This is a genomic window from Streptomyces sp. 7N604 (assembly GCF_052245475.1).
Lineage (GTDB): Bacteria > Actinomycetota > Actinomycetes > Streptomycetales > Streptomycetaceae > Streptomyces.
Genome location: NZ_JBQQBX010000012.1, coordinates 132,819 through 152,899 on the forward strand (window position 1 = coordinate 132,819; position 20,081 = coordinate 152,899).

The 20,081-nt window shown below is 70.8% G+C and carries 19 protein-coding genes; 14 read left to right on the forward strand and 5 right to left on the reverse strand.

The window, feature by feature from the left end:
- Positions 1 to 91 precede the first annotated feature (91 nt).
- The gene (locus ACTWP8_RS15300) at positions 92 to 1,543 is read right to left on the reverse strand and encodes an amino acid permease (RefSeq protein ID WP_443322700.1); all 1,452 of its coding nucleotides are present in this window, start codon (positions 1,541 to 1,543) and stop codon (positions 92 to 94) included.
- 130 nt (positions 1,544 to 1,673) lie between these two features.
- Positions 1,674 to 2,630: a hypothetical protein gene (locus ACTWP8_RS15305; RefSeq protein ID WP_443322701.1), complete on the reverse strand. Its 957-nt coding sequence runs from the start codon at positions 2,628 to 2,630 to the stop codon at positions 1,674 to 1,676.
- Between the two features lie 557 nt (positions 2,631 to 3,187).
- Between ACTWP8_RS15305 and ACTWP8_RS15310 the strand changes: the two genes are divergently transcribed.
- The gene (locus ACTWP8_RS15310) at positions 3,188 to 3,976 is read left to right on the forward strand and encodes a VOC family protein (protein ID WP_443322702.1); all 789 of its coding nucleotides are present in this window, start codon (positions 3,188 to 3,190) and stop codon (positions 3,974 to 3,976) included.
- Positions 3,977 to 4,065: 89 nt separating this feature from the next.
- Here the strand turns inward: ACTWP8_RS15310 and ACTWP8_RS15315 are convergent, their stop codons facing one another.
- Both ACTWP8_RS15315 and ACTWP8_RS15320 read right to left on the reverse strand, forming a co-directional pair.
- Complete coding sequence (locus tag ACTWP8_RS15315; RefSeq protein ID WP_443322703.1) at positions 4,066 to 4,602, reverse strand: NTPase; 537 nt, start codon at positions 4,600 to 4,602, stop codon at positions 4,066 to 4,068.
- A 301-nt stretch (positions 4,603 to 4,903) separates the two neighbouring features.
- Complete coding sequence (locus ACTWP8_RS15320; protein WP_443322704.1) at positions 4,904 to 5,770, reverse strand: IclR family transcriptional regulator; 867 nt, start codon at positions 5,768 to 5,770, stop codon at positions 4,904 to 4,906.
- A gap of 263 nt (positions 5,771 to 6,033) precedes the next feature.
- Here ACTWP8_RS15320 and ACTWP8_RS15325 point away from each other — a divergent pair, with 263 nt between their 5' ends.
- The 10 genes from ACTWP8_RS15325 to ACTWP8_RS15370 all read left to right on the forward strand — a co-directional run bounded on the left by ACTWP8_RS15325 (position 6,034) and on the right by ACTWP8_RS15370 (position 15,285).
- The gene (locus ACTWP8_RS15325; RefSeq protein ID WP_443322705.1) at positions 6,034 to 7,362 is read left to right on the forward strand and encodes a hypothetical protein; all 1,329 of its coding nucleotides are present in this window, start codon (positions 6,034 to 6,036) and stop codon (positions 7,360 to 7,362) included.
- On the forward strand, positions 7,350 to 7,745 hold the full coding sequence (locus ACTWP8_RS15330) for a hypothetical protein (RefSeq protein ID WP_443322706.1): 396 nt from the start codon (positions 7,350 to 7,352) through the stop codon (positions 7,743 to 7,745). The genes ACTWP8_RS15325 and ACTWP8_RS15330 overlap by 13 nt, the downstream gene beginning before the upstream one ends.
- Positions 7,742 to 8,203, forward strand: a complete 462-nt coding sequence (locus ACTWP8_RS15335; protein WP_443322707.1) for a hypothetical protein — start codon at positions 7,742 to 7,744, stop codon at positions 8,201 to 8,203. The genes ACTWP8_RS15330 and ACTWP8_RS15335 overlap by 4 nt, the downstream gene beginning before the upstream one ends.
- Positions 8,200 to 10,179 carry a branched-chain amino acid ABC transporter permease gene (locus tag ACTWP8_RS15340; RefSeq protein ID WP_443322708.1) on the forward strand — a complete coding sequence of 660 codons (1,980 nt, stop codon included), beginning with the start codon at positions 8,200 to 8,202 and terminating at the stop codon, positions 10,177 to 10,179. Before ACTWP8_RS15335 ends, ACTWP8_RS15340 begins: the two co-directional genes overlap by 4 nt.
- Entirely contained in the window at positions 10,176 to 10,976 is an 801-nt protein-coding gene (locus ACTWP8_RS15345; RefSeq protein ID WP_443322709.1) for an ABC transporter ATP-binding protein, read from the forward strand. The genes ACTWP8_RS15340 and ACTWP8_RS15345 overlap by 4 nt, the downstream gene beginning before the upstream one ends.
- The gene (locus ACTWP8_RS15350; protein ID WP_443322710.1) at positions 10,976 to 11,671 is read left to right on the forward strand and encodes an ABC transporter ATP-binding protein; all 696 of its coding nucleotides are present in this window, start codon (positions 10,976 to 10,978) and stop codon (positions 11,669 to 11,671) included. Before ACTWP8_RS15345 ends, ACTWP8_RS15350 begins: the two co-directional genes overlap by 1 nt.
- 65 nt (positions 11,672 to 11,736) lie before the next feature.
- Positions 11,737 to 13,152 (forward strand): ABC transporter substrate-binding protein, encoded by a 1,416-nt coding sequence (locus ACTWP8_RS15355; RefSeq protein ID WP_443322711.1) that lies wholly within the window; start codon positions 11,737 to 11,739, stop codon positions 13,150 to 13,152.
- A complete protein-coding gene (locus ACTWP8_RS15360) occupies positions 13,149 to 14,315 on the forward strand; it encodes a lytic transglycosylase domain-containing protein (protein WP_443322712.1) in 1,167 nt (388 codons plus the stop codon). The genes ACTWP8_RS15355 and ACTWP8_RS15360 overlap by 4 nt, the downstream gene beginning before the upstream one ends.
- 123 nt (positions 14,316 to 14,438) lie before the next feature.
- A complete protein-coding gene (locus ACTWP8_RS15365) occupies positions 14,439 to 14,858 on the forward strand; it encodes a helix-turn-helix domain-containing protein (protein ID WP_443322713.1) in 420 nt (139 codons plus the stop codon).
- 10 nt (positions 14,859 to 14,868) lie between these two features.
- Positions 14,869 to 15,285 (forward strand): VOC family protein, encoded by a 417-nt coding sequence (locus ACTWP8_RS15370; RefSeq protein ID WP_443322714.1) that lies wholly within the window; start codon positions 14,869 to 14,871, stop codon positions 15,283 to 15,285.
- Between the two features lie 282 nt (positions 15,286 to 15,567).
- On the opposite strand, the gene ACTWP8_RS15375 is transcribed toward ACTWP8_RS15370, so the two are convergent.
- Positions 15,568 to 17,265: a carboxylesterase/lipase family protein gene (locus ACTWP8_RS15375; protein WP_443322715.1), complete on the reverse strand. Its 1,698-nt coding sequence runs from the start codon at positions 17,263 to 17,265 to the stop codon at positions 15,568 to 15,570.
- A 111-nt stretch (positions 17,266 to 17,376) separates the two neighbouring features.
- Here ACTWP8_RS15375 and ACTWP8_RS15380 point away from each other — a divergent pair, with 111 nt between their 5' ends.
- From ACTWP8_RS15380 to ACTWP8_RS15390, 3 genes are all read left to right on the forward strand, one after another.
- Positions 17,377 to 18,066 (forward strand): QsdR family transcriptional regulator, encoded by a 690-nt coding sequence (locus ACTWP8_RS15380; RefSeq protein ID WP_443322716.1) that lies wholly within the window; start codon positions 17,377 to 17,379, stop codon positions 18,064 to 18,066.
- A 192-nt stretch (positions 18,067 to 18,258) separates the two neighbouring features.
- Complete coding sequence (locus ACTWP8_RS15385; protein WP_443322717.1) at positions 18,259 to 18,819, forward strand: hemerythrin domain-containing protein; 561 nt, start codon at positions 18,259 to 18,261, stop codon at positions 18,817 to 18,819.
- Between the two features lie 404 nt (positions 18,820 to 19,223).
- The gene (locus ACTWP8_RS15390) at positions 19,224 to 20,078 is read left to right on the forward strand and encodes an SMP-30/gluconolactonase/LRE family protein (RefSeq protein WP_443322718.1); all 855 of its coding nucleotides are present in this window, start codon (positions 19,224 to 19,226) and stop codon (positions 20,076 to 20,078) included.
- Positions 20,079 to 20,081: the final 3 nt, after the last annotated feature.

Consider the following 20,081-nt stretch of genomic DNA (forward strand, 5'->3'; position numbering starts at 1 on the left):
CCCTTGGGTGTGGGTGCGGCAGCCGCCGCGGGGCGGCTGCGGGCGGTTGCAATGGTGGGTCAGGTGGTCGGGTGGTCAGGTGTCAGGTGGGTCAGATCAGGTCCATGGCGGCGACTTCGTCGGGGCTGCCGTAGCTCACGGGACCCTGGAAGCGCCGGCGGGCCGTGGCGAACCACCACACCGTGGCGATGAACAGGACCACGGCCAGCGCGACGGGCGCGTAGTTGAACGAGGTGACGGTGACCGGGGATGCCTGGGGCAGCATGAACAGCACATTGCTGAGCACGATCCAGGTCACCGCGATCGCCGCGACGAGTTTGCCGTAACGCCCCAGGTTCCACGGGCCGGGCTGGAAGTCGTCCAGACGCAGCCGCAGGAAGATGGGTACGCCGTATGCGAGGAAGAGCCCGACGACGTTGACGCTCACGACGGCGGTGAAGGCGGTGTGGGACCACCAGCCGGGCAGAACCAGCACCAGGGGGCAGGCCGCGGCGAGCCAGACGGCCTTGACCGGGGTGCGGGTGCGCAGGGACACCGAATGCCACAGGCGGGAGCCGGGCATCGCCCCGTCGCGGGAGAAGGCGAAGATCTGGCGGGTATTGCTGGTCATGTTGGCCAGGCCGCAGAACAGCATGGCGCCGATCACGATCAGCAGGAGCAGCTTGGCGGTGCCCAGGCCGAGCGCGTCGATGAGAATCTGCACCGGCGGCGCCGAAGCGCTCGCTGTCTTGTCGTAGTCGTGGATCGCGAATACCAGGGCCAGCATGAGGATCAGCCCGGTGAGTGCGGAGTAGGCGATCGCACGCATGATGCCCCTGGGGGCGTTGACGGTTGCTTTCACGGTTTCTTCTGACATGTGGAAGCTGCCGTCGAAGCCGGTGAAGGTCCAACTGGTGACGAGCAGGCCCAGCATGGCGCCGTACACGCCGTTGGTGAAACCGGTGTTGTTGACGAAATGGGTGGCGAACGAAGCCGGCTGATGGTGCGTGGGCACCACGACGAGGGCGGTCACGATCACCACCATGCCGATCAGCAGCCACCACACCGAAATCCGGTTGAGTATGGCGACCAGATGCACCGTGTAGGTGTTGGCCAGTGCCTGGAGCAGCAGAATCACCGCCGTGATGGCGACAGTCTTCTGTGCTGTCACCTCGTACGTGGGCCACTGCAGCCCGATGAACGCCTGGATAAAGGTGGCGGCCGCGAAGCCTGTGGCGGCCGTCCCGCCCACCTGGCCCACGAAGTTCAGCCACCCCGTGTACCAGGACCAGGCGCCGCGATGCCGCTTGGCGAGCTTGCCCGCGGAGAAGTAGAGCGCACCGCTGGTCGGGTAGGCAGAGGCGATCTCGGCCATCGAGGCACCGACGAACAGCACCATGACGGACACGCCGATCCAGCCGAAGATGAGAATCCTTGGCCCGCCGGCACCCATGCCGAATCCGAAGGAGGAGAAGATCCCGGAGATGATGTTGATGATCGTGAAGGAAATGGCGAAATTGTCGAACGCGCGAAATCTCCGGGTGAGTTTCCGCGGATAACCCATGGCATGCAGTGTCGCGTCGTCATCGAGCGTGACGGGCGTTGCATGACGACCGCTTTTCGGGCGAGTGAGAGACGAACGCTCCGTCACAGCCGCGACCTTTCTCCGAGGGGTTGATGGAAAACGGGATGGATCAGGCGGCACCGGGTATCGGGAGTCCACACAAACGTCTGGCTCTCGTCAGTTGCTCTTCGGGATCACCGAACACGCTCCAGGGCATTCGAGACGCATACGGACCCATGGCCGTGAAGGCTTCCCGCGCCTCGAATTCGCATTTCGCCATGAACAGTGCGTGCGCCAGATATGACAGGTCCAGCACCGGAGTGAACCGATAATCGGCCACGTGGGGAAGCCAGTTGTGGGAGATCCCCAGGGCCGCACCCCTCCACTGGGGCTGCTCCCAGATGCGGTCCGCCAGCAGAGCGGAGGGGTCGTAGTCCTCCACCAGGGCCACCAGCGGCAGAAGTCGCAGCGCCGAGAAGACGGGTGCCCGCTGGCTCAGGAACGTGGCGACATCCCATCTGGCACTCGCCGAACCGCCGTGGCGGGTGAAGAAGAAGGCCAGGAACCGGTGGTGTGCTTCGCGGTTCCAGGGATCGAGCCGGAGGATATGGGCGAACAGGCGCCAGGGGCCGGGAGGGGCGGTCAGCAGCCCCTCCGGGGCGGGGTCGGAAGGCCGGTCGAGGCGGGCCAGAGCCAGCTGCGCCACCCGGGGGGTGGGGTCCTCGGGCAGCATCTGGGCCGCTCGTTCACACGCCACGTGGGCGATGCGCACCAGGGTGCCCTCGCGTGGATCACGGGCGTCGGCCATGCGTAAGGCCCGGAGCATCGCCACGCGCGCCCACAGCAGAGCGGACTCCGCGCTGGGCTCCTCGGCCAACCAGCGCTCCGCCAGATCCGAGTCGGCCGCTTCGGATGCCAGGACCAGCGACCGGTGGGCCCGCACCTCGAAATCCCCGCGGGTCTCCTTCAGTGCCTCGTGTGCGCTCAGGTACCGACCCGCCCTCACATCGATGCATGCCCGCGCCAACCGGCGATCGTCGGCCGCCGGATGCCACACGTACTGCCCCTCGAACGAGCCAGCAGTCACGATCCCCTCCCGATCCGGCGGGCGGCATCGCCCACAGATCCCTTCACGCCGAATTCAGCCGGACCCCTTCCAGAGATCCATCGGCAGCGGGCCATACCCTACTCATCGTGAAGTCGTAGCGAAACTAGTCGCGCGGGATAACTAGTTCCATATTCATCTTTCGCCTCTGGCCTGCTCAATCCATCGCCCTTCCGTCTCCCCGGACTTCATGGCGCAAGCGCACTGTGCCGCATTCACGGGGCATATGCGCCGCGATGGTTGAAGGATCGATTCGCCACTGCCGCTCGAATTGGTTGAAGGTTCTTGCTTTTTCGGCGAGGCGGGCGGGGAAGTCGCATTCCCTGATGGATGGATGGCGGCGAACCGGCCTCTCCGCGTCGCGGCGGGTTCCGGACGCGCCTGAGGCCTGTCCGGCGCGAAGGTCCGCCGCCGCGTCATGGCCCACCCCAAGAATTGACCATGTGTTCGAATACTTTGCCGGGCGTGAGCCAAGATCCACGGATAGCGTGGCAACCCGACACCCCTTGAGCAGGAGCAAAGCAGGAGGCAGTCAGGCCATGGCCGAGAAACCTGAAGGCGCGCCCTGTTGGGCCGACGCCATGTTCCCCGACGTGGAGGCCGCGAAGAGCTTCTACGGTGAACTGCTGGGCTGGACCTTCGGCGAACCCGCGGAAGAGTACGGCAACTACACGCAGGCGTACTCGGACGGCAAGAACGTCGCCGCCGTCTCTCCCCAGATGCCCGGCTGGCAAGGACCGCCGGCCTGGAGCATCTACTTCGCGTCGCGGGACATCGACGCCACCGCCGCCAAGATCCGCGACAACGGCGGCGACCCCATGATGGAGCCGATGGCCGTCGGCGAGTTCGGCAAGATGCTGATCGCCAAGGACCCGAGCGGCGTCGTCTTCGGCGTCTGGCAGGCGGGCACCCACAAGGGCTTCGAGAAGGAGAACGAGCCCGGTTCGTTCTGCTGGGCCGAAATCACCACGCGCGACGCCCAGAAGGCGGACGCCTTCTTCCCGGCCGTCTTCGGTTACGGGGTGAAGACGCTGGAGGACGAGGCGGTCGACTTCAAGCTCTACAACCTCGGAGACGACACGGTGGTCGGCCGGATGAAGATGACCGGCGACTTCCCCGCCGAGGTCCCGCCGTACGTCAACGTCTACTTCGCCGTCAGCAACTGCGACGACGCGATCGCCACCGTCACCAAGCACGGCGGAGAGGTGCACTTCGGGCCGCACGACAGCCCGTTCGGCCGGTTCGCGGCCGTCTCCGACCCGCAGGGGGCCACCTTCTCCGTGATCGACCTCGAGACGACGGAGGGGGAGATGCCCAAGGTCACCTGACCCCAGGCAGGCCCCTCTTCTCCCGGCTCCGGCCCCGGCTGCTCGCCAGCGCGGGGCCGGAGCCTGTTGGCGAGCGGGGCGCGAGATCCTCAGGGGTTCTCCCGTGGGTTCTCCAGCCGAGCGGCCAGTTCCCCCGGGAGGGCGTCCCTGTTCGCCCGGGTAAGAGGGACGAGTTCGATGTCGGCGCGCTGCTTGAGGGCGTCGGTGAAGGGGTCGCGGTGCGCGTGGACGGTGGCGACGATGTCGGCGTCGGCCTCGAACAGGGAACGGACGGCGTCCTGGAACGCGGTGCAGGCCAGTTCCATCCGCCCCAGTTCGTCGATGAGCACGAGCCGTCCCGGATCCCTCGGCGCCGACGTCAGCGACAGCAGCGCCAGCCGTTCCATGACGCCCAGGTCGACGCCGTACCGCCCGACCCGCGGTGGCCCGGGGAAGTCGACGTGCGCCAGCACGGCTCGCTCGCCCGCCAGTGTCTCCAGCGCGAAACCGACCCGCGTGCCGCCGTGCCGGATCTCCTCCGTGGTGAAGCCGACGACCCCGCGGGTGCGCAGCAGCGCGGCCAGCCGGCGTACGGCGGTCGTCTTGCCCACGCCGGGGCGCCCCTCGAGCAGGATCCTCGTCGGCATCGGCTTCCCCGTGATCGAGCTGCGGCTGTCCTTCCGCCAGTCGTTCTGCCAGTCGTTTCTGCCGGTTCCTCCACCAGGGTCCCACCGACCGGCTCATGCCGCAGGGGCAGCCGACGGGGGTATCCGCGGCGAGCGCGGACAGCCCCGCGTGGCGCGAGGCGCGACTACTCAGTGGCAGCTGGTGGTGCCGCAGCTTCGTCGGCGGCAACTCGTACAACAGCGGCGGCTTCTCCACCCGTACCGGCAGGACTGAGGGCAGCACTGCGCCAGGCGACCCGGGGCAGCACTGTGCCAGGCGGCGCTACGGCCATCGGCGCCGGTGAGGGAACAGCGCCTGGCTCGCCTCCCGGGCGACTTCGAGCACCATCGACGCCGGCCGTCCGGCGTTCATCGCCCGTGTGTCGCCGCAGAGCGAGAGCGCGGCGGTGGCCGGGCCGCGGCCGCGCAGCGGGGCCGCGACGCAGGAGATGCCGGTCATGGACTCCTCGTTGTCCATGGCGACACCGTGCCGCAGCCGGACCTGCTCCAGCTCGCCCAGCAGGTCGGCGATGCTGCGGATCGTGCGCGGCGTACGGACCGGCAGCCGTGTCCTGCACGGGCGGTACAGGGCATCGACGTGGCTCGGGTCGAGCGAGGCGAGGATGGCCTTGCCCACCGCCGTGGTGTGCGCGGGGAGCCGCCCACCGAGCCGGGTGGGCAGATGGGCGGCGGCCCGCCCGCCCACCTTGTCGAGGTAGACCACCTCGCGCCCGTCCAGCACCGCGAGATGGCTGACGAACCCTGTCCTCTGGCACAGCTCGTACAGCAGCGGGTTGACGACGTCCCGGATCTCGCTGTGGTCGGCTGCGAGCCCGCCCAGCTCCAGCGGGCGTATGCCGAGGCGGTAGCCGCCGGCGGAGTGCGCAAGCCAGCGCAGCCGGATCATCTGGTCGAGGATGCGGTGAACGGTGGAGCGCGGCAGGCCGGTGCGCTCGGCCAGTTCCAGCAGGGACAGCGTGGGCGTGGCGGGATCGAAGGCGTCGAGGATGAGTGTCATCCGCTCGATCATGGAGCTCGGTGGCGAGGGCCGTGGCCGTGCCGGTGCGATGGCGGACGTCGCCGACGGGCGGCCGTCCTGCCCGGGAGAAGAGATCCCCACGTACGTGTCGACGATCAACGGGACCGTCATCTTCCACCTCCACCTAGCGATACGAAGCCGAGCAGTGCCTGTCGGTATGTCAGGCTTCCGCTGAGAGTGGAAGAGCCAGGACGTAATCCCCGGCGGACTCCGTGCCAAGAGTGTGTCCCGGTGAGTGGGAGCGGGGCGATCGCTCACCGGGATCGGGTGAGCTCAGGGCTTTCCTTCTGACGAACCGTCAGTTGAGAGTTGTACGTACCCCCCAGGTCGCATCACCGTCTGCAGACGCCGTCGATCCCCGGTGGAGCACGTACATGCCCAAGAAACCGCCCCGCCCCTTGTCATCGCATGCCCGTGCGTTCGCTGGGCTGGGCACGGTCGTTCTGCTGGTGTGCCTGCCCGGAGGCGCTGCGGCGGCCACGTCGGCCGGAACAGCCGGAACAGCCGAAGCAGCTGAATCCGCCGAATCAGCCGAGTCATCCGAGTCGGGTGAGGCGGACTGCCCGGTGGTGGCGAGCGCGCAGGGTCTGCAGGTGATGGTGAGCGCGAGCGACAACACGGTGCTGCAGGCGCCCTCGGGAGCGGCGATCCCCGCCGCCCAGGCCTGCGTCAACTCCGGTGTCGAGGAGTCGTCCGGGTTCGCCGGCAGTCCGTACCCCGGCGAGACGATCGTCTCCGCGCCCGCCCTGCTCGGCAGCCAGACCGGCCAGAAGTTCCCCGAGTACCCGGCGTACGTGGCCTCCCGCTACCCGTCCGACGAGAAGTCCGAGGCCGGGCAGCAGGGCCACACCCTCAGCTCGCACAGTACGAAGACCTTCACGCGGGCCCAGGCCCGGACGCGGCTGGGTCAGGACGCCGCGTCGGGATCGACCTCCGCGCTCGCCCAGGCCGAGGCCGACCCGGACAAGCGGGTGGGGAAGGCCTCGGCCACCGCGGACACCCAGCCGATCACCATCAACCGCGTGCTGCGGCTCGGCCAGGTGCGCAGCGCAGCGACGGCCACGGTCGGCGCGGACGGCAAGCTCGTACGCGACGCGCAGTTGACCATCGGCCGCACCGAAGTCGCGGGGCAGGTCGTGGAGATCACCCGCAAAGGGATACGGGCCGGAGGCCAGGCGGTGCCCCTGCCCGGCGCCGCCGATCCGGCCGAGGCCCTCGCGGCCGCGGGAGTGCGGGTGCGCCACCTCAGCGAGGAGCGCACACAACACGGCGTGATGTCGGCCGGCTTCGAAGTCCTCGCCCGGCAGAAGGACCCCCAGTCGAGGGCGGTCTACACGCTGCAGTACGTCTTCGGCCGCGCGTTCGCCGCTGCCGACCGGGTCGAATCACCGCCGGGCGGCGTGGACGTACCGGTGCCACCCGCGGCGGAACCCCCACCCGCGAGCGGCGGCGAAGAAGCTCCTGCCGACTCCGCACCCGCACCGGAGGAAGAGCCCCCGGCGGCGGAACCGGAAGCACCCCCGGAACAAGCCGGCGACTCCGCACCCGCACCCACGGCCGAGGCGCCCACCCGGCTGGCCGGAAGCCCCGCCGACATGGGTGTGACCGGCGTCTTTCTCGTGCTCGCGTTCGGCGCCGTGGCCACGTTCGCCTTCGGAAACCTGCTGCGCCTGTTGGGAGTGAAGACTCGATGGACATCATGACCCGGGTACGCAGCCAGTGGGACCGGCTGACCGCGGCGGGGACCGGCGTCGCCGGGGCCGTCGTGCTGATCGTCGGCTGGCACGGGGTGAGCGGGACGCCGTACCCGGCCGAACAGCTGCCCTACCTCGCCAGCGCCGGCCTCGGCGGGCTCTTCCTGCTCGGTATCTCGACCGCGCTGTGGCTGTCGGCCGACCTGCGCGACGAGTGGCGCAAACTCGACCGCATCGAGCAGGCGCTCAGGGCTGCCGAGGCCGCCGGCGCGTACGAGCCGGGCCAGCCCGCCGTAACTCCCGCTGCCGCCGCGGCCCCCGCGGCTCCCGCACCCGCCGAGCGCGACCGCACCGGCCTCGTGGCCGCGCCCGCGGCCGAGGACGGGCGATGAGCGGCGCGGGGCGGCGCCCTGAACCGTGGCGGGACGGCGACGTCCTGACGGTCTGCGCGACCACCTTGATCGGGCTCGCCGTGATCGTGGCCGCCTGGTTCGGCGCAAGCGGAACGGTGTCGGCGCCGCGGCAGGCGGCCTGGCTGAACGTCGGGGTCGCGGGGTTCGCGGTCTCGGCCGGCGGCCTGTGCCTGTGGCTGCTGCGGCTGCGCCGGGCGGTCGGCGAGCGCCGTGTCGCGCTGATCTCCCTTGCACCGCAGGAGGATTCGGAGGAGGCGTCGCGTACGGCCGCGTCGCCGCGGCCCGCCCGGTCCGCGGACACGACGGTCCCGCTGCCGCTGGTGCGGGCGGCCGGGATGGCCCGGTTGCACCATCCGGACTGTCCGCTGGTGGCAGGCAAGGACGTGACCCCGGCCGGGCTCGACGACGGCGAGCCGTGCGGGGTGTGTGCCGCGTGAACGATCTACTGTCCTTCGTCGTCATCGGCATCACCACTGGCTCGGTGTACGGGCTCGCGGCGATGGGCCTGGTGCTGACGTACAAGACCTCCGGCATCTTCAACTTCGCGCACGGCGCCATCGCCGCGGTGGCCGCCTTCGCCTACTACGACCTGCGCGTCGTCCGCGGGCTGCCCTGGCCGCTCGCGCTGGCCATCGCCGTGGTCGTGGTGCCCCCGGTCATCGCGTCGGCCATGGAACGCGTCACCCGGAGCCTGGCGGGCGGCACCCCGACCACGAAGATCGTGGCCACGGTCGGCCTGCAACTGGCCATCACCATGGGCCTGGTCGCGCACTACGGCGGCTCGGGCCTGGACTTCCCCGAGTTCCTGCCCACCGACACCGTCGAGCTGATCGGCATCAACGTGGGCGTCGACCAGCTGATCTCCGCGGCCGTCGCCGCCTCGGGCGCGCTCGGGTTCTTCCTGTTCTTCCGGATCTCGCCGATGGGCGTGAAGATGCGGGCCGTCGTGGACGACCCGGCGCTGCTGGCGCTGTCCGGCACCAGCGCGTACGCGGTACGGAGCTGGGCGTGGCTGATCGGCTGCTGGTTCGCCGCGGTCTCCGGCGTCCTGCTGGCCCCTCAGATCGGGCTCGACGCGCTGCTGCTGACGCTCCTGGTGGTGCAGGCGTACGGGGCCGCGGCGGTGGGGCTCTTCTCCAGCCTTCCGCTGACCTACGCCGGCGGGCTGCTGATCGGCGTGCTGGCCGCGCTCGCCACCAAGATGGTGTCCCACTCGGAGGTGCTCTCGGGGCTGCCGCCCGCGCTGCCGTTCCTGGTCCTGTTCGCCGTCCTGCTGCTGGCGGGCCGCGGCAAACTCCTGGAGGTCGGTGAGCACCGGTCCGCGCCGCCGGCGCCGCCGCTGATGAGTCGCACTGCGGCGCGCGGGGTGGCGGCCGTCGCCATCGTCCTGGCCGCGGCGGTCCCGTTCGTGGCCGGCACCAAGCTGCCGGTGTACTCCACGGCGCTGGTGTTCGTGCTCATCTTCGCCTCGCTGCACCTGCTCGTACGGACCTCCGGCCAGGTGTCGCTGGCCCACGCCGCCCTGGTCGCGGTGGGCGCCTCGACCTTCTCGCACCTGGCGGTCGGGTCAGGGCTGCCGTGGCCGCTCGCGGTGCTGCTGGCGGGCGCCGTCGCGGTGCCGGTCGGAGCATTGGTGGCCATTCCCGCGATCCGGCTCTCCGGGCTGTATCTGGCGCTGGCCACCTTCGGGCTGGGGCTGCTGCTCGAAAAGGTCGTCTACGGCTCGGCATGGATGTTCGGGGCGACCGGCACGCTGCCCGCGACACGGCCCGGTCTGTTCGCGGGGGACACCGCGTTCTACTACGTGCTGCTCGCCGTCGCCGTCGCCGGGTCGCTGCTGATCGCAGGTCTTGGCCGCAGCAGGCTGGGGCGGCTGCTGCGTGCCATGGCCGACTCGCCGACCACGCTGTCCACGCTCGGCCTCGGCGTGAACGTCACCAGGGTCACCGTCTTCGCCATCTCGGCGTTCATCGCCGGGGTCGCCGGAGCGCTCTACGCCTCCCAGGGACAGTCGGCGACCAGCGTGCCGTTCACCTCGTACGCATCGCTGACCTGGCTGGCCATTCTGGTGCTCTGCACCGGCCTGCGCTCGGCCGCGCCGGTCGCCGCCGCAGTGGGTCTCGTGGTCGTCCCGGCGTACGTCACCGACGAGACGGTCGTCGCGTGGCAGCCCGTGCTCTTCGGGCTCGGTGCGCTCGCCGTCGCCATCCGCGAGGCCGGGGCGGCCGGGCGGCGCAGCGGAGCTCCTGGCGTCGCGGACCCGGCGGCGTCGCGGGCCGGCGAACGCCTCGGCTCGGAGGGGCCCGCCGCCCAGCGGCTCCGGCTCGCCGCCGCCAGGAGCGCGCGAGGGGCTGAGCCGGGACCGGCGCGCGTCCGGCTCGGTGCGGGGCTGGCGAGGGGAGCTTCGCGATGAGCGACGGCGAGGAGACCACCGTGATCAGTCACGGAACCCCGGGCCTGCGGGCCCAGGGGCTGACGATCCGGTTCGGCGGGAACACCGCGGTGGACGCGGCGGCCTTTGAGGCGCCGCTTGGCCGGATCACCGGGCTGATCGGCCCCAACGGGGCAGGAAAGACCACCACGTTCAACGCCTGCTCCGGACTGCTGCGCCCCTCGGAGGGCCGGATCGACCTCTTCGGGAAGGACATCACGGGCCGCCCGCCCTCGGCACGCGCGCAGCTGGGCCTCGGCAGGACCTTCCAGCGGATGGACCTGTTCGACTCGCTGACCGTGGAACAGAACATCGCCATCGGACGGGAAGCGCGCCTGGCCCGCAGCCACCCCCTCAGGCAGCTGCTGTGCTCGCCGGCCGAGCGGAAGGCCGTACGCCGCGCCACCGAGGAGGTGCTCGACCTGTGCGGTCTCGGGACGCTGCGCCACGAGGTGGCGGGCTCGCTGTCGACCGGGCAGCGCCGCCTGGTCGACCTGGGCCGGGTGCTGGCCGGAGGGTTCTCGATGCTGCTGCTCGACGAGCCGTCGTCAGGTCTGGACACCGCGGAGACCGAGCGGTTCGGGGCGATCGTGACCCAGGTGGTGGCCGAACGGGGCTGCGGAGTGCTGCTGGTCGAGCACGACATGGCGCTCGTCATGTCCGTCTGCGACTACCTCTACGTCCTCGACTTCGGCCGGATGATCTTCCAGGGGACGCCGGCCGAGGTGCGCGCCAGCGAGACCGTACGCGCCGCCTACCTGGGATCGGAGGCGGCCTGATGCTGGAGTTGCTGGACATCAGCGCCGGATACGGGGACACGCGCGTCCTGCGCGACGTGTCGCTGTGGGTGCCGCCGCGATCGGTGGTGGCGCTGCTGGGCACCAACGGCGCCGGCAAGACCACGACACTTCGGGTCGCCTCCGGGCTCCTCGCGCCCAGCTCGGGACGGCTCCGCCTGGACGGCCACGACCTGACGGGCAAGCCCCCGCACATCCTCGCCCGCCACGGCGTCTGCCACGTGCCCGAGGGGCGCGGGGTGTTCCCGAACCTGACGGTGCGGGACAACATCCTGATCCAGGCGGCCGGCGGCGATCTCGACGAGGCGATCGAGAAGGCGGTCTCGGCGTTTCCGGTTCTCGGCGAGAAACTCCGCCTGCCCGCCGGTTCGATGAGCGGCGGTCAGCAGCAGATGCTGGCCGTGGCGCGCGCCTACGTCACCAGCCCCGCCTACGTTCTGCTCGACGAGGTGTCGATGGGTCTGGCGCCGGTGGTCGTGGACGAGATCTTCGAGTTTCTCGGCAAGCTGGCCGGCTCCGGCTGCGCGCTGTTGCTCGTCGAGCAGTACGTCACCCGGGCGCTTGAACTGGCCGACTACGTCTACCTCATGAACAGGGGGCGGATCGACTTCGCCGGCGAACCGGGGGAGTTGGACAGCGCGCGGCTCATGGAGCAGTACCTGGGCGCGCAGACCTGACGGCCCCCTACCCCAAAGACCGACCCACGCACCCGCAACACCGGCACCGCACCGTGGAGGAGACCGTGACCCCACCCCGTACCCGCAGCACTCTCGCGGCCGTGGCGGTGCTGAGCCTGGCGCTCGCCGCCTGCGGTACCCGCGTCGACCACGACACCATCGTCCGCGCGGCCGCCGGCAACGGCGCCGGCGGCTCCGGAACGGGCACCGGCGAGACCGTGCCGGGGGAGGACGGGCCGACCGGCGGGTCGACCGGTGAGGGCGCGGCAGACGAGTCCGGCGCATCGGGATCCGCCGGGACCGGAGGGGACGGGAAGGACACGTCCGGTGCACAGTCGGGCGGTTCGGGCTCGTCGGGCGCGGGTCGGAACGGCGGGAAGGGCAAGGGCGGTCCGCCCATAGTCATCGGCAGTGTGGGCACGTACTCCGGGCCCGGAGGGGTTGCCTTCGCGCAGGGGCCGCGGGCGCTGCAGGCCTGGGCGGCGGCTGTGAATGCCAAGGGCGGCATCAACGGCCGCAGGGTCCAGGTGATCGTCATGGACGACGGCGCCGACGCCGCCAAGGGCCGCAGCCACGTGCAGGAACTGGTCGAGACGCGCAAGGCGGTCGCCATCGTCGCCTCGTTCACCACCACCCACACCCTCGCCGCCTGGAAGGGCTACGTCGAGAAGAAGAAGGTTCCGGTCGTGGGCGGCGACTGCTCGACGACTCTGTGGAGCAACAGCCCGATGATGTTCAGCGAGTGCCCCGCCTCGTCGACCGCGCTGGACGGGCTGGCGAAACTGGGCGCCAAGTACGGCAAGGGCAACAAGATCGGTGGCCTGATCTGCACCGAGAGCGACGCGTGTACGCATGCCGGGGAGCACATGTTCGGCGACGGGAACGCGGCCCGCCGCTTCGGCCTCGACCCGGTCTACCGGGCGAAGATCTCGCTTACGCAGCCCGACTACACCGCCGAGTGCATCCAGGCGCGCAATGCGGGCGTGGAGCTGATGATGGTCACCGGGGACCCGAACACCGTGGCCAGGGTGGCCTCGTCCTGCCGCCGGCAGAACTTCAACCCCCAGTTCCTGCAGCCCTCGGCCACGATGGCGGCCGACAGTGCGGGCAAGCCCGGACTGACGAACGTGCTGGCCTCGATGGCCGTGTTCCCCTTCGCAGGTGCCTCGACTCCGGCGATCCGCGAATTCGACGCGGCCTGGAACAAGTACGGCGGCGGCAAGGCGGCGGGACCGGCGGCCGCGCAGGGGTGGGCGTCGGCGAAGGTGTTCGAGAAGGCGGCGCGCGGCGCCGGCGACATCAGCAGAGCCGGGCTGGCCAAGGAGCTCTACACCTTCCGCGGACAGCGCTTCGGCGGCCTGACCGTGCCGCTGGGCTACGTGGCGGGGAAGGGAACCACCGACTCCAAGTGCACGTTCTTCATGCGGGGTTCGGGCGGCACGTGGACGGCGCCCCTGGGCGCGCGGACGGTGTGCTGGTGAGCCGGCCGGGGACGCAGCGCGGCTCGCTGCTGTGGCACCAGGTGATCGCCGGAGTGGTCGCGGTCGGCGCGACGGGCGGCATGGCGACCGCCGCCGTCCTGCCACTGGCCGGGCAGTCCTCCGCGGTGGGCGCGTCACCGTCGGCGCCGCCGGTGCCGTGGAACAGGGGAGGGGGCAGCCCGCCGCTGTACCCCGAGCCTCCGGTGGAGGTGCCGGAGGCGCTTCCGGTGCCGTGGAAGATCGAGGACGGGGACGGGCGCGAGTACGAGGAGGGCGGGCCGAAGGTGGTCGCGCCGCGCCTTCCTGCCGCGTACGGGATTCCCGGCCGGGTGCTCGCCGCGTACCGGAAGACGGTGACCGCGCTGACCGGGTCGCAGCCCGGGTGCGGGCTTCGGGTTCCGCTGCTGGCGGCGATCGGCCGGGTGGAGTCCGGCCACGCGCGCGGTGGCGACCTGGACGCCCGCGGCCGGACCCGCCACCCCATTCTCGGGCCCCGGCTGGACGGCGGCCCCGGCGTCATGGCCATCCGCGACACCGACGGCGGGACTTATGACGGCGACCCCGTGTGGGACCGGGCCGTCGGCCCCGCCCAGTTCATCCCGTCCACGTGGCACCGCTGGGGATCCGACGGCGATGGGGACGGGACGGCCGACCCGCACCACGTCGACGACGCGTGGCTGGCGGCCGGGCGCTACCTCTGCGCGGCAGGCGGTGACCTGCGGCGAGCCGAGGGGATACGGCGAGCGGTACTCGCGTACAACCACTCCGAGGCATATCTGCAGCTGGTGCTGAGCTGGATGCGCGTCTACTCGGGCGAGATCGTTCCGAGCGCCGCCGCCCCGGCGACCCCGCCGTCGCCCGGGCCGGAGGCAGAGCGGTCGCCGCGGCCCCGGCCGTCCGGGCGCTCCAGCGCGCCACCCGAAGATCACCGGCGCGACCGCCCGCCGTCCGACGACGACCGACCCGCCCCGAAGCGCCCCGGGACCCCGCCGAGCGAGGAGCCCCTCGACGACCTCCTGGACCTGGACCCGCTGAAGCGCTCCCTGCCGGGACCCCGTGCGCCGAAGACCGCCCCGCCGCCCGATCCCGGCCCGGAGAAACCGCTGACCGGCGTCACCTCGGAGGTGCTCACGCCGACGGAGAAGGAAGGGGAACGCCCCTGACAGCGGAGTCCTCACCGTCCTGGCCCGGTCCCGGCCCCGTCCCGGCCCAGTCGGTCCCGGCCCGGCCGAACCGATCCACTTTCCCGGCATCGTCCGGACCCGCCGCCATGGGATGCTGGTCGTGTGACACCGGAGGACCTCGTCAGGCTGCGCCGGGCCCGTGACCTCATGGACCGCGACTACGCGGAGCCGCTCGACGTCCCGGCCCTGGCGCGCACCGCCCTCATGTCGCCGGGCCACTTCTCCCGCAGCTTCCGCGCCGCCTTCGGCGAGACGCCGTACAGCTACCTGATGACCCGCCGGATCGAGCGGGCCAAGGCGCTGCTGCGGCGGGGCGACCTGACGGTGACGGAGGTCTGCTTCGCGGTCGGCTGTACGTCACTGGGGTCGTTCAGCTCGCGGTTCACCGAGCTGGTCGGCGAGAGCCCGAGCTCGTACCGGGCCCGCAGCCACGACCACGGCGCCGCCATCCCGGCGTGCTACGCGAAGATCATGACGCGGCCGGTCAGGAACGGAGAAGCCAAACCCGGCGCCGGCTCGTAGCGTGAGCGGTATGGATCTCAAGCTCTCACACTGCTTCATCGCCGTTCACGACCACGACAAGGCCCTCGCCTTCTACCGCGACGTTCTGGGCCTCGAAGTGCGCAATGACGTCGGGTTCGAGGGGATGCGCTGGGTGACGGTCGGCTCGCCCTCGCAGCCGGACGTGGACATCGTCCTCGAACCGCCCAGCGCGGACCCGAACGCCTCACCGGCCGACAAGCAAGCGCTCGAGGAGCTCTTGGCCAAGGGCATGCTCCGCGGCGTCATCTTCGCCACCGGAGACTGCGACGCCACCTTCGAGCACATCCGCGCCGCCGGTGCCGAGGTGATTCAGGAGCCGATCGACCAGCCGTACGGCGTCCGTGACTGCGCCTTCCGCGACCCCTCCGGCAACCTGCTGCGCTTCAGCCAGTCTCGCGGCCGGTGAGCTTCGGCTCTCCGCGGTCCCGGAAAACCGTCGCGCCCGCACCGCTGCATCCGCTCGAATGTGTTCATGACCATGCGCATCCCCCGAGGGGGGCTCAACGCGGACCTGAGGGAAGCAGGCCTGGAAGGGGCGCGGCTGGACGGCGCGAAGCTGGAGGGCGCGAAGCTGGCCGGCCCCTCCTGCAGGAGGGGCCGCGTCACCGCTCTCAGGGGCGCGCTCATACCGGCCGCCGAAGGGGCGCCGCCGGCTGATACGCGCGCGGCGCCCCTCGTCCGGCCTGCCTCACGCGCCTGGGGCCTGCCAGAACGCGCAGTGGTGGTCGGCCGGGAAGCCGGTGGTGGGGGCGACACCTCCCGGATCGAGCACCTGGATCCGGTCACCACCGGCGGTGTACCGGGGCCAGACGGGTGCGCCCGGCCCGTTGGGGTTACCAGTGGCGACGAACCTCGCCCAGTAGCCCGTCATCACGCGTGACAGGCGCTTCTGGGCGGGGGTCAGGGGCCGCAGTGCGTCCATCGGGAACAGGTACACCAGTTCCGAGGCGTGGAATGCGCCCTGCGGTGTGTGCGGCGCCGGGACGAACGGCGGGGCCTGCGGATCCGCGAACTCGTAGGCGTACACGGGGACGCGCCCGCTGTAGAGCCGGCTGTCCTCGCGGGCCGGGCAGGCGAACCGCTGGTCGGTCCCGTACGCGGAGTAGGCGAGGTTGGCCGAGGGATAGGCGGCGGCCGGGTACTCCCTGAGGATGGCCTCCGCCTTTCCGGGCTGCTGCAGGCGGACCAGGGCGGCGTAGCTGGCGGGCGTGAGCGGGCCGTTGCCGAGCAGGTCCACGTACACCGCCGTGAAGTAGCGGTACTCGTCGTGGGTGCTGCCGCTCAGCGTCGGCACCGCGTTCACCCGTCCCGAGGCCCACGCCTCGCGCGGCGCGACGGGCAGCACATCCGGCCCGGTGTTCGGAGTCCAGAGCGCGGACGGCCGGGGCGCACTCCCGATGAGCCGCGTCACGGGCACGGCCCTCAGACACGCCGCCGCGTTCGCCGGGTCCGTGCAGCCCACGGAAGCCGCGAAGTCCTGACCGTTCCGCTCGGCCGCGGGGAGCGGGAGCGGGGCGAGGGCGTCGGCGGAGGTGCAGCTTCCGCTCTGCTGGATGGCCTGGTGGAACAGGCGCTGGGCGGTGGGCGATGCGATGTGCAGGCAGGTGTCGGCGGAGCCGGCGGACTGGCCGCCGAGAGTGACCCGCTGCCGGTCGCCGCCGAACGCGCCGATGTGCTGCCGTACCCAGCGCAGCGCGGCCTGCTGGTCCATCAGGCCGTAGTCGCCCGACGCGGCGTCGGTGCTCTCGGCCGAAAGCGCCGGGTGTGCGAGCCAACCGAGCGCCCCGAGGCGGTAGTTGACCGTGACCACCACCATGCCCCTGGAGGCCAGGGCCGCGGCGTCGTAGTCGCTGCCCGCGCCGTACGTGTTCCCGCCGCCGTGCAGCCACACGAGTACGGGCAGCCGTCCGCCGCTGGTGCGGGTCGGCGTCCAGACGTTGAGGTAGAGGCAGTCCTCGGACGTGCTGCCGGTCCTGTTGGACTCGCCTGGGAGGATCGGGCTGCCGTCCGGCAGCAGCGTCAGCGGGATCTGCGGGCACGGACTGGCCGGCGAGGAGGCGTCCCGCACACCCGACCAGGGGCGGGCGGGCTTCGGCGGGCGCCAGCGCAGCTCACCGGTCGGCGGGGCCGCATAGGGGATTCCCTGGAAGACGCGTACGCCGTCACGGCCGGTCGTGCCGCGCACCGTTCCGAGCGAGGTGCTGACGGTGAGGGGGTCCTGACCTCGCGCATGGCTCGCGGCGGTTGTCGGGGCCGGATACCCGGCCGTGGTTGTCGTGATGGATGCGCCGACCATCGCCGGCAGGGCTAGAAGCACGCATAAGAGGGCTAATGCGGTCCGGATGGGGGAGTGGCGCACCAAGCGGGGCGCGCTGTGAGTTCTCATCGCTCTCCTGGTCACTCGAAGGGACACAAGGGCAATGGAGCGCGAACGACCGTAACACAGATTCTGAATCTGTCTCAGGGGGGACGCAACAGGTCTTTGTATTCTGGGGAGATGACCCGCACACCGCCCCCTGGAGCCCCGGGTGCGCACGACGCATCCGGGGCTCGCAAAGCGCCGTGGCGGGCGCCCGTCACCGTCGGTTCTGCCGCGTACCGGGCCGCGCGGGAGCGACGGACGGGCGACCTCGTACGGGTGCGGGCCACACCCGCGGGCGTGTTCGCCCTGGCCCGGGAGATGTTCCTGGCAGGTACCCGCCTCGACATGCAGGCCCTCGCCGCCCGCGCGGGCGTGTCCCGCGCGACGCTCTACCGGTGGACCGGCCAGCGCGAGCAACTGCTCGCCGATGTCATCTGGTCGCTCACCGAGGACATTTGGAATGCCTCCGTCCGGAGGTCTGCGCACCTGTCAGGGACAGAACGGATCATGGCGACGGTGCGGCGGTTCCTCGGCTTCGTGGCCGACGACTCGGCCCTGCGCGCCTTCCTGCGCCAGGAAACCCACGCGGCGCTACGGGTCCTGACCGGCCGTGACGCCGGTGTGCAGGGGCGCATGGTGGACGCCGTCGCCGCGCTGCTGAGCGCGGAGGCCGCGACCGGCGCCTTCGTGCCGCGTGCGGAGATCGAGCCGCTGGCCTTCGCGATGGTCCGGGCGACCGAGGGGTTCCTCTACAACGACGCGGTCGCCGCGGTCGAACCCGATGTGGAGACCGCGCTCTCGGTGCTCTACCTGCTCATCACCTGAGCCCGGCGGGCTCGTCAGGCCCGGGCGAACGCCTGCAGGCTGCGCTGCAGGGCGCGGAGTGCTGGGCGCCGGCTGGAGGGGCTGATCGGGTCACTGCGTCTGCCAGCGGGTTAGCGAGCGGCGTCCGCGGGGAACCTCGGCGGGGTCGCGCGTCCATCCGGGGCGTCAACGGGACTGGCTGGAGGAGAGGGCATGGTCAACGGCGGGGACGTCATTGCGGAGCTCACCACCGATCACCGAGAGGTGGAGGACCTGTTCGAAAAGTGCAAGGAGGTACCACCCGGTGCCCCGGCCCGCAGGGATTTGGTGGACCGGGTGACCATGGAACTGGTGCGGCACTCCATGGCCGAGGAGGAGCACCTCTACCCGGCGGTCCGCGAGCACCTGGCCAACGGTGATGCCCTGGCCGACAAAGAGATCGCCGACCACGCAAAGGTCGAAGAGATCCTGAAAGACCTCGAGGGCCGGTCGCCGGATGACGCCTCCTTTGAGCAGCTGCTGCTGAAACTCGAGAGTGAGGTGGCCGAGCACGTGCGCGACGAAGAGGAGCGACTCTTCCCCCTCCTGCGGCAGGCATGCTCCACCGATCAGCTCATGCAACTGGGTCAGCTGGTGCGCGCAGCGAAGGAGACAGCGCCCACCCGCCCGCACCCCAGCGCCCCGGACAAGCCGCCGCTGAACAAGCTGCTGGCTCCCGGCGTTGGGCTGGTCGACCGGATCCGAGACGCCATCACCGGCCGCGGCAAAGCCTGACCTCGACCCAACGCTGCCACAGGCTTCGGCGACACGACCGCATGACAACAACAGCTACGTGGCACAAGCCGATAGCCGCAAGGGCGCCGAGCTGGGCAAGCAGCTGCTGCGCACCCGACTCGGAGGCTGACGGACCCACAGGAGTTCGGCGAGGCCTTCACGCCCCGGCCGAGCCCCTGCCTGCGCAGGCGCAAGGCTCCGCACACGGCGCCTCCGCAGCGCTGGGAAAACCCGCAGCAGCAGCCACGAGAGAAGGCCTACCAGCTGCCCGCCTGCACCGACATACTGCGACATCGGCTGCTTCATCGCTTCCGGACCAGGACTCTCTGTGGGAATGGCGATGACTTTCTGGATAGCCGGAGGTCAGTATCGGCAGACGTCGTCGAGAAGAGGATGTGGTGAGGATGGCCGGCACGCAGGAGTTCGAGTTTCGGACACTGCTGGCCGGGCGCGGCCTCGTGGAGTCGCCGCGATGGCACGCTGATCGGCTGTACTTCTCCGATTGGTCCGCGCACGAGGTGATCGCCGTGGATCTTGCCGGTCGAAGTGAGGTCATCGCCCGGGTGGAGTCGCTTCCGCTGTGTACCGCCTGGCTGCCGGACGGCCGGCTGCTGATCGTCTCGTCGGCCGACGGGCTACTGCTGCGCCGGGAGTCGGACGGGGCGCTGGTGACCCATGCCGACCTGGGAAAGTCGGGCTGGAACGACATCGTCGTGGACGGCCGGGGCAACGCCTACGTCAATAGCATCGGCTTCAACATGATGGCCGGCGAAGCGTATGCTCCCGGATTCGTCAGCCTGGTCACCCCGGACGGCTCCATCCGGCGGGTAGCCGACGGACTCGCCTTCCCGAACGGTATGGCGGTGACCGCCGACAACTCCACCCTCATCGTCGCCGAATCGTACGGCCACAGCCTCGCGGCCTTCGACATTGATGCCGACGGCGGGCTGTCTCATCGTCGGGTGTGGGCAGATCTCGGTGACGGTACTCCGGACGGCATCTGCATCGACGCCGAGAATGCCGTCTGGTACGCCGACGTGCCCAACAAGCGGTGTGCGCGTATCGCCGAGGGCGGCCGGGTGCTGCACGAGATCGAGTTGGACCGCGGCGGGTTCGCGTGCACGCTCGGCGGCCCCGCGGGGAAGACACTGTTCGTGGTGGCGGCCGAGTGGCGAGACGACCTACCGGAAATGGTCCCCGCGGGAAGCGGCCAGGTGCTCGCCACCGAGGTCGCCGTACCCGGAGCCGGCTGGCCGTAGGCT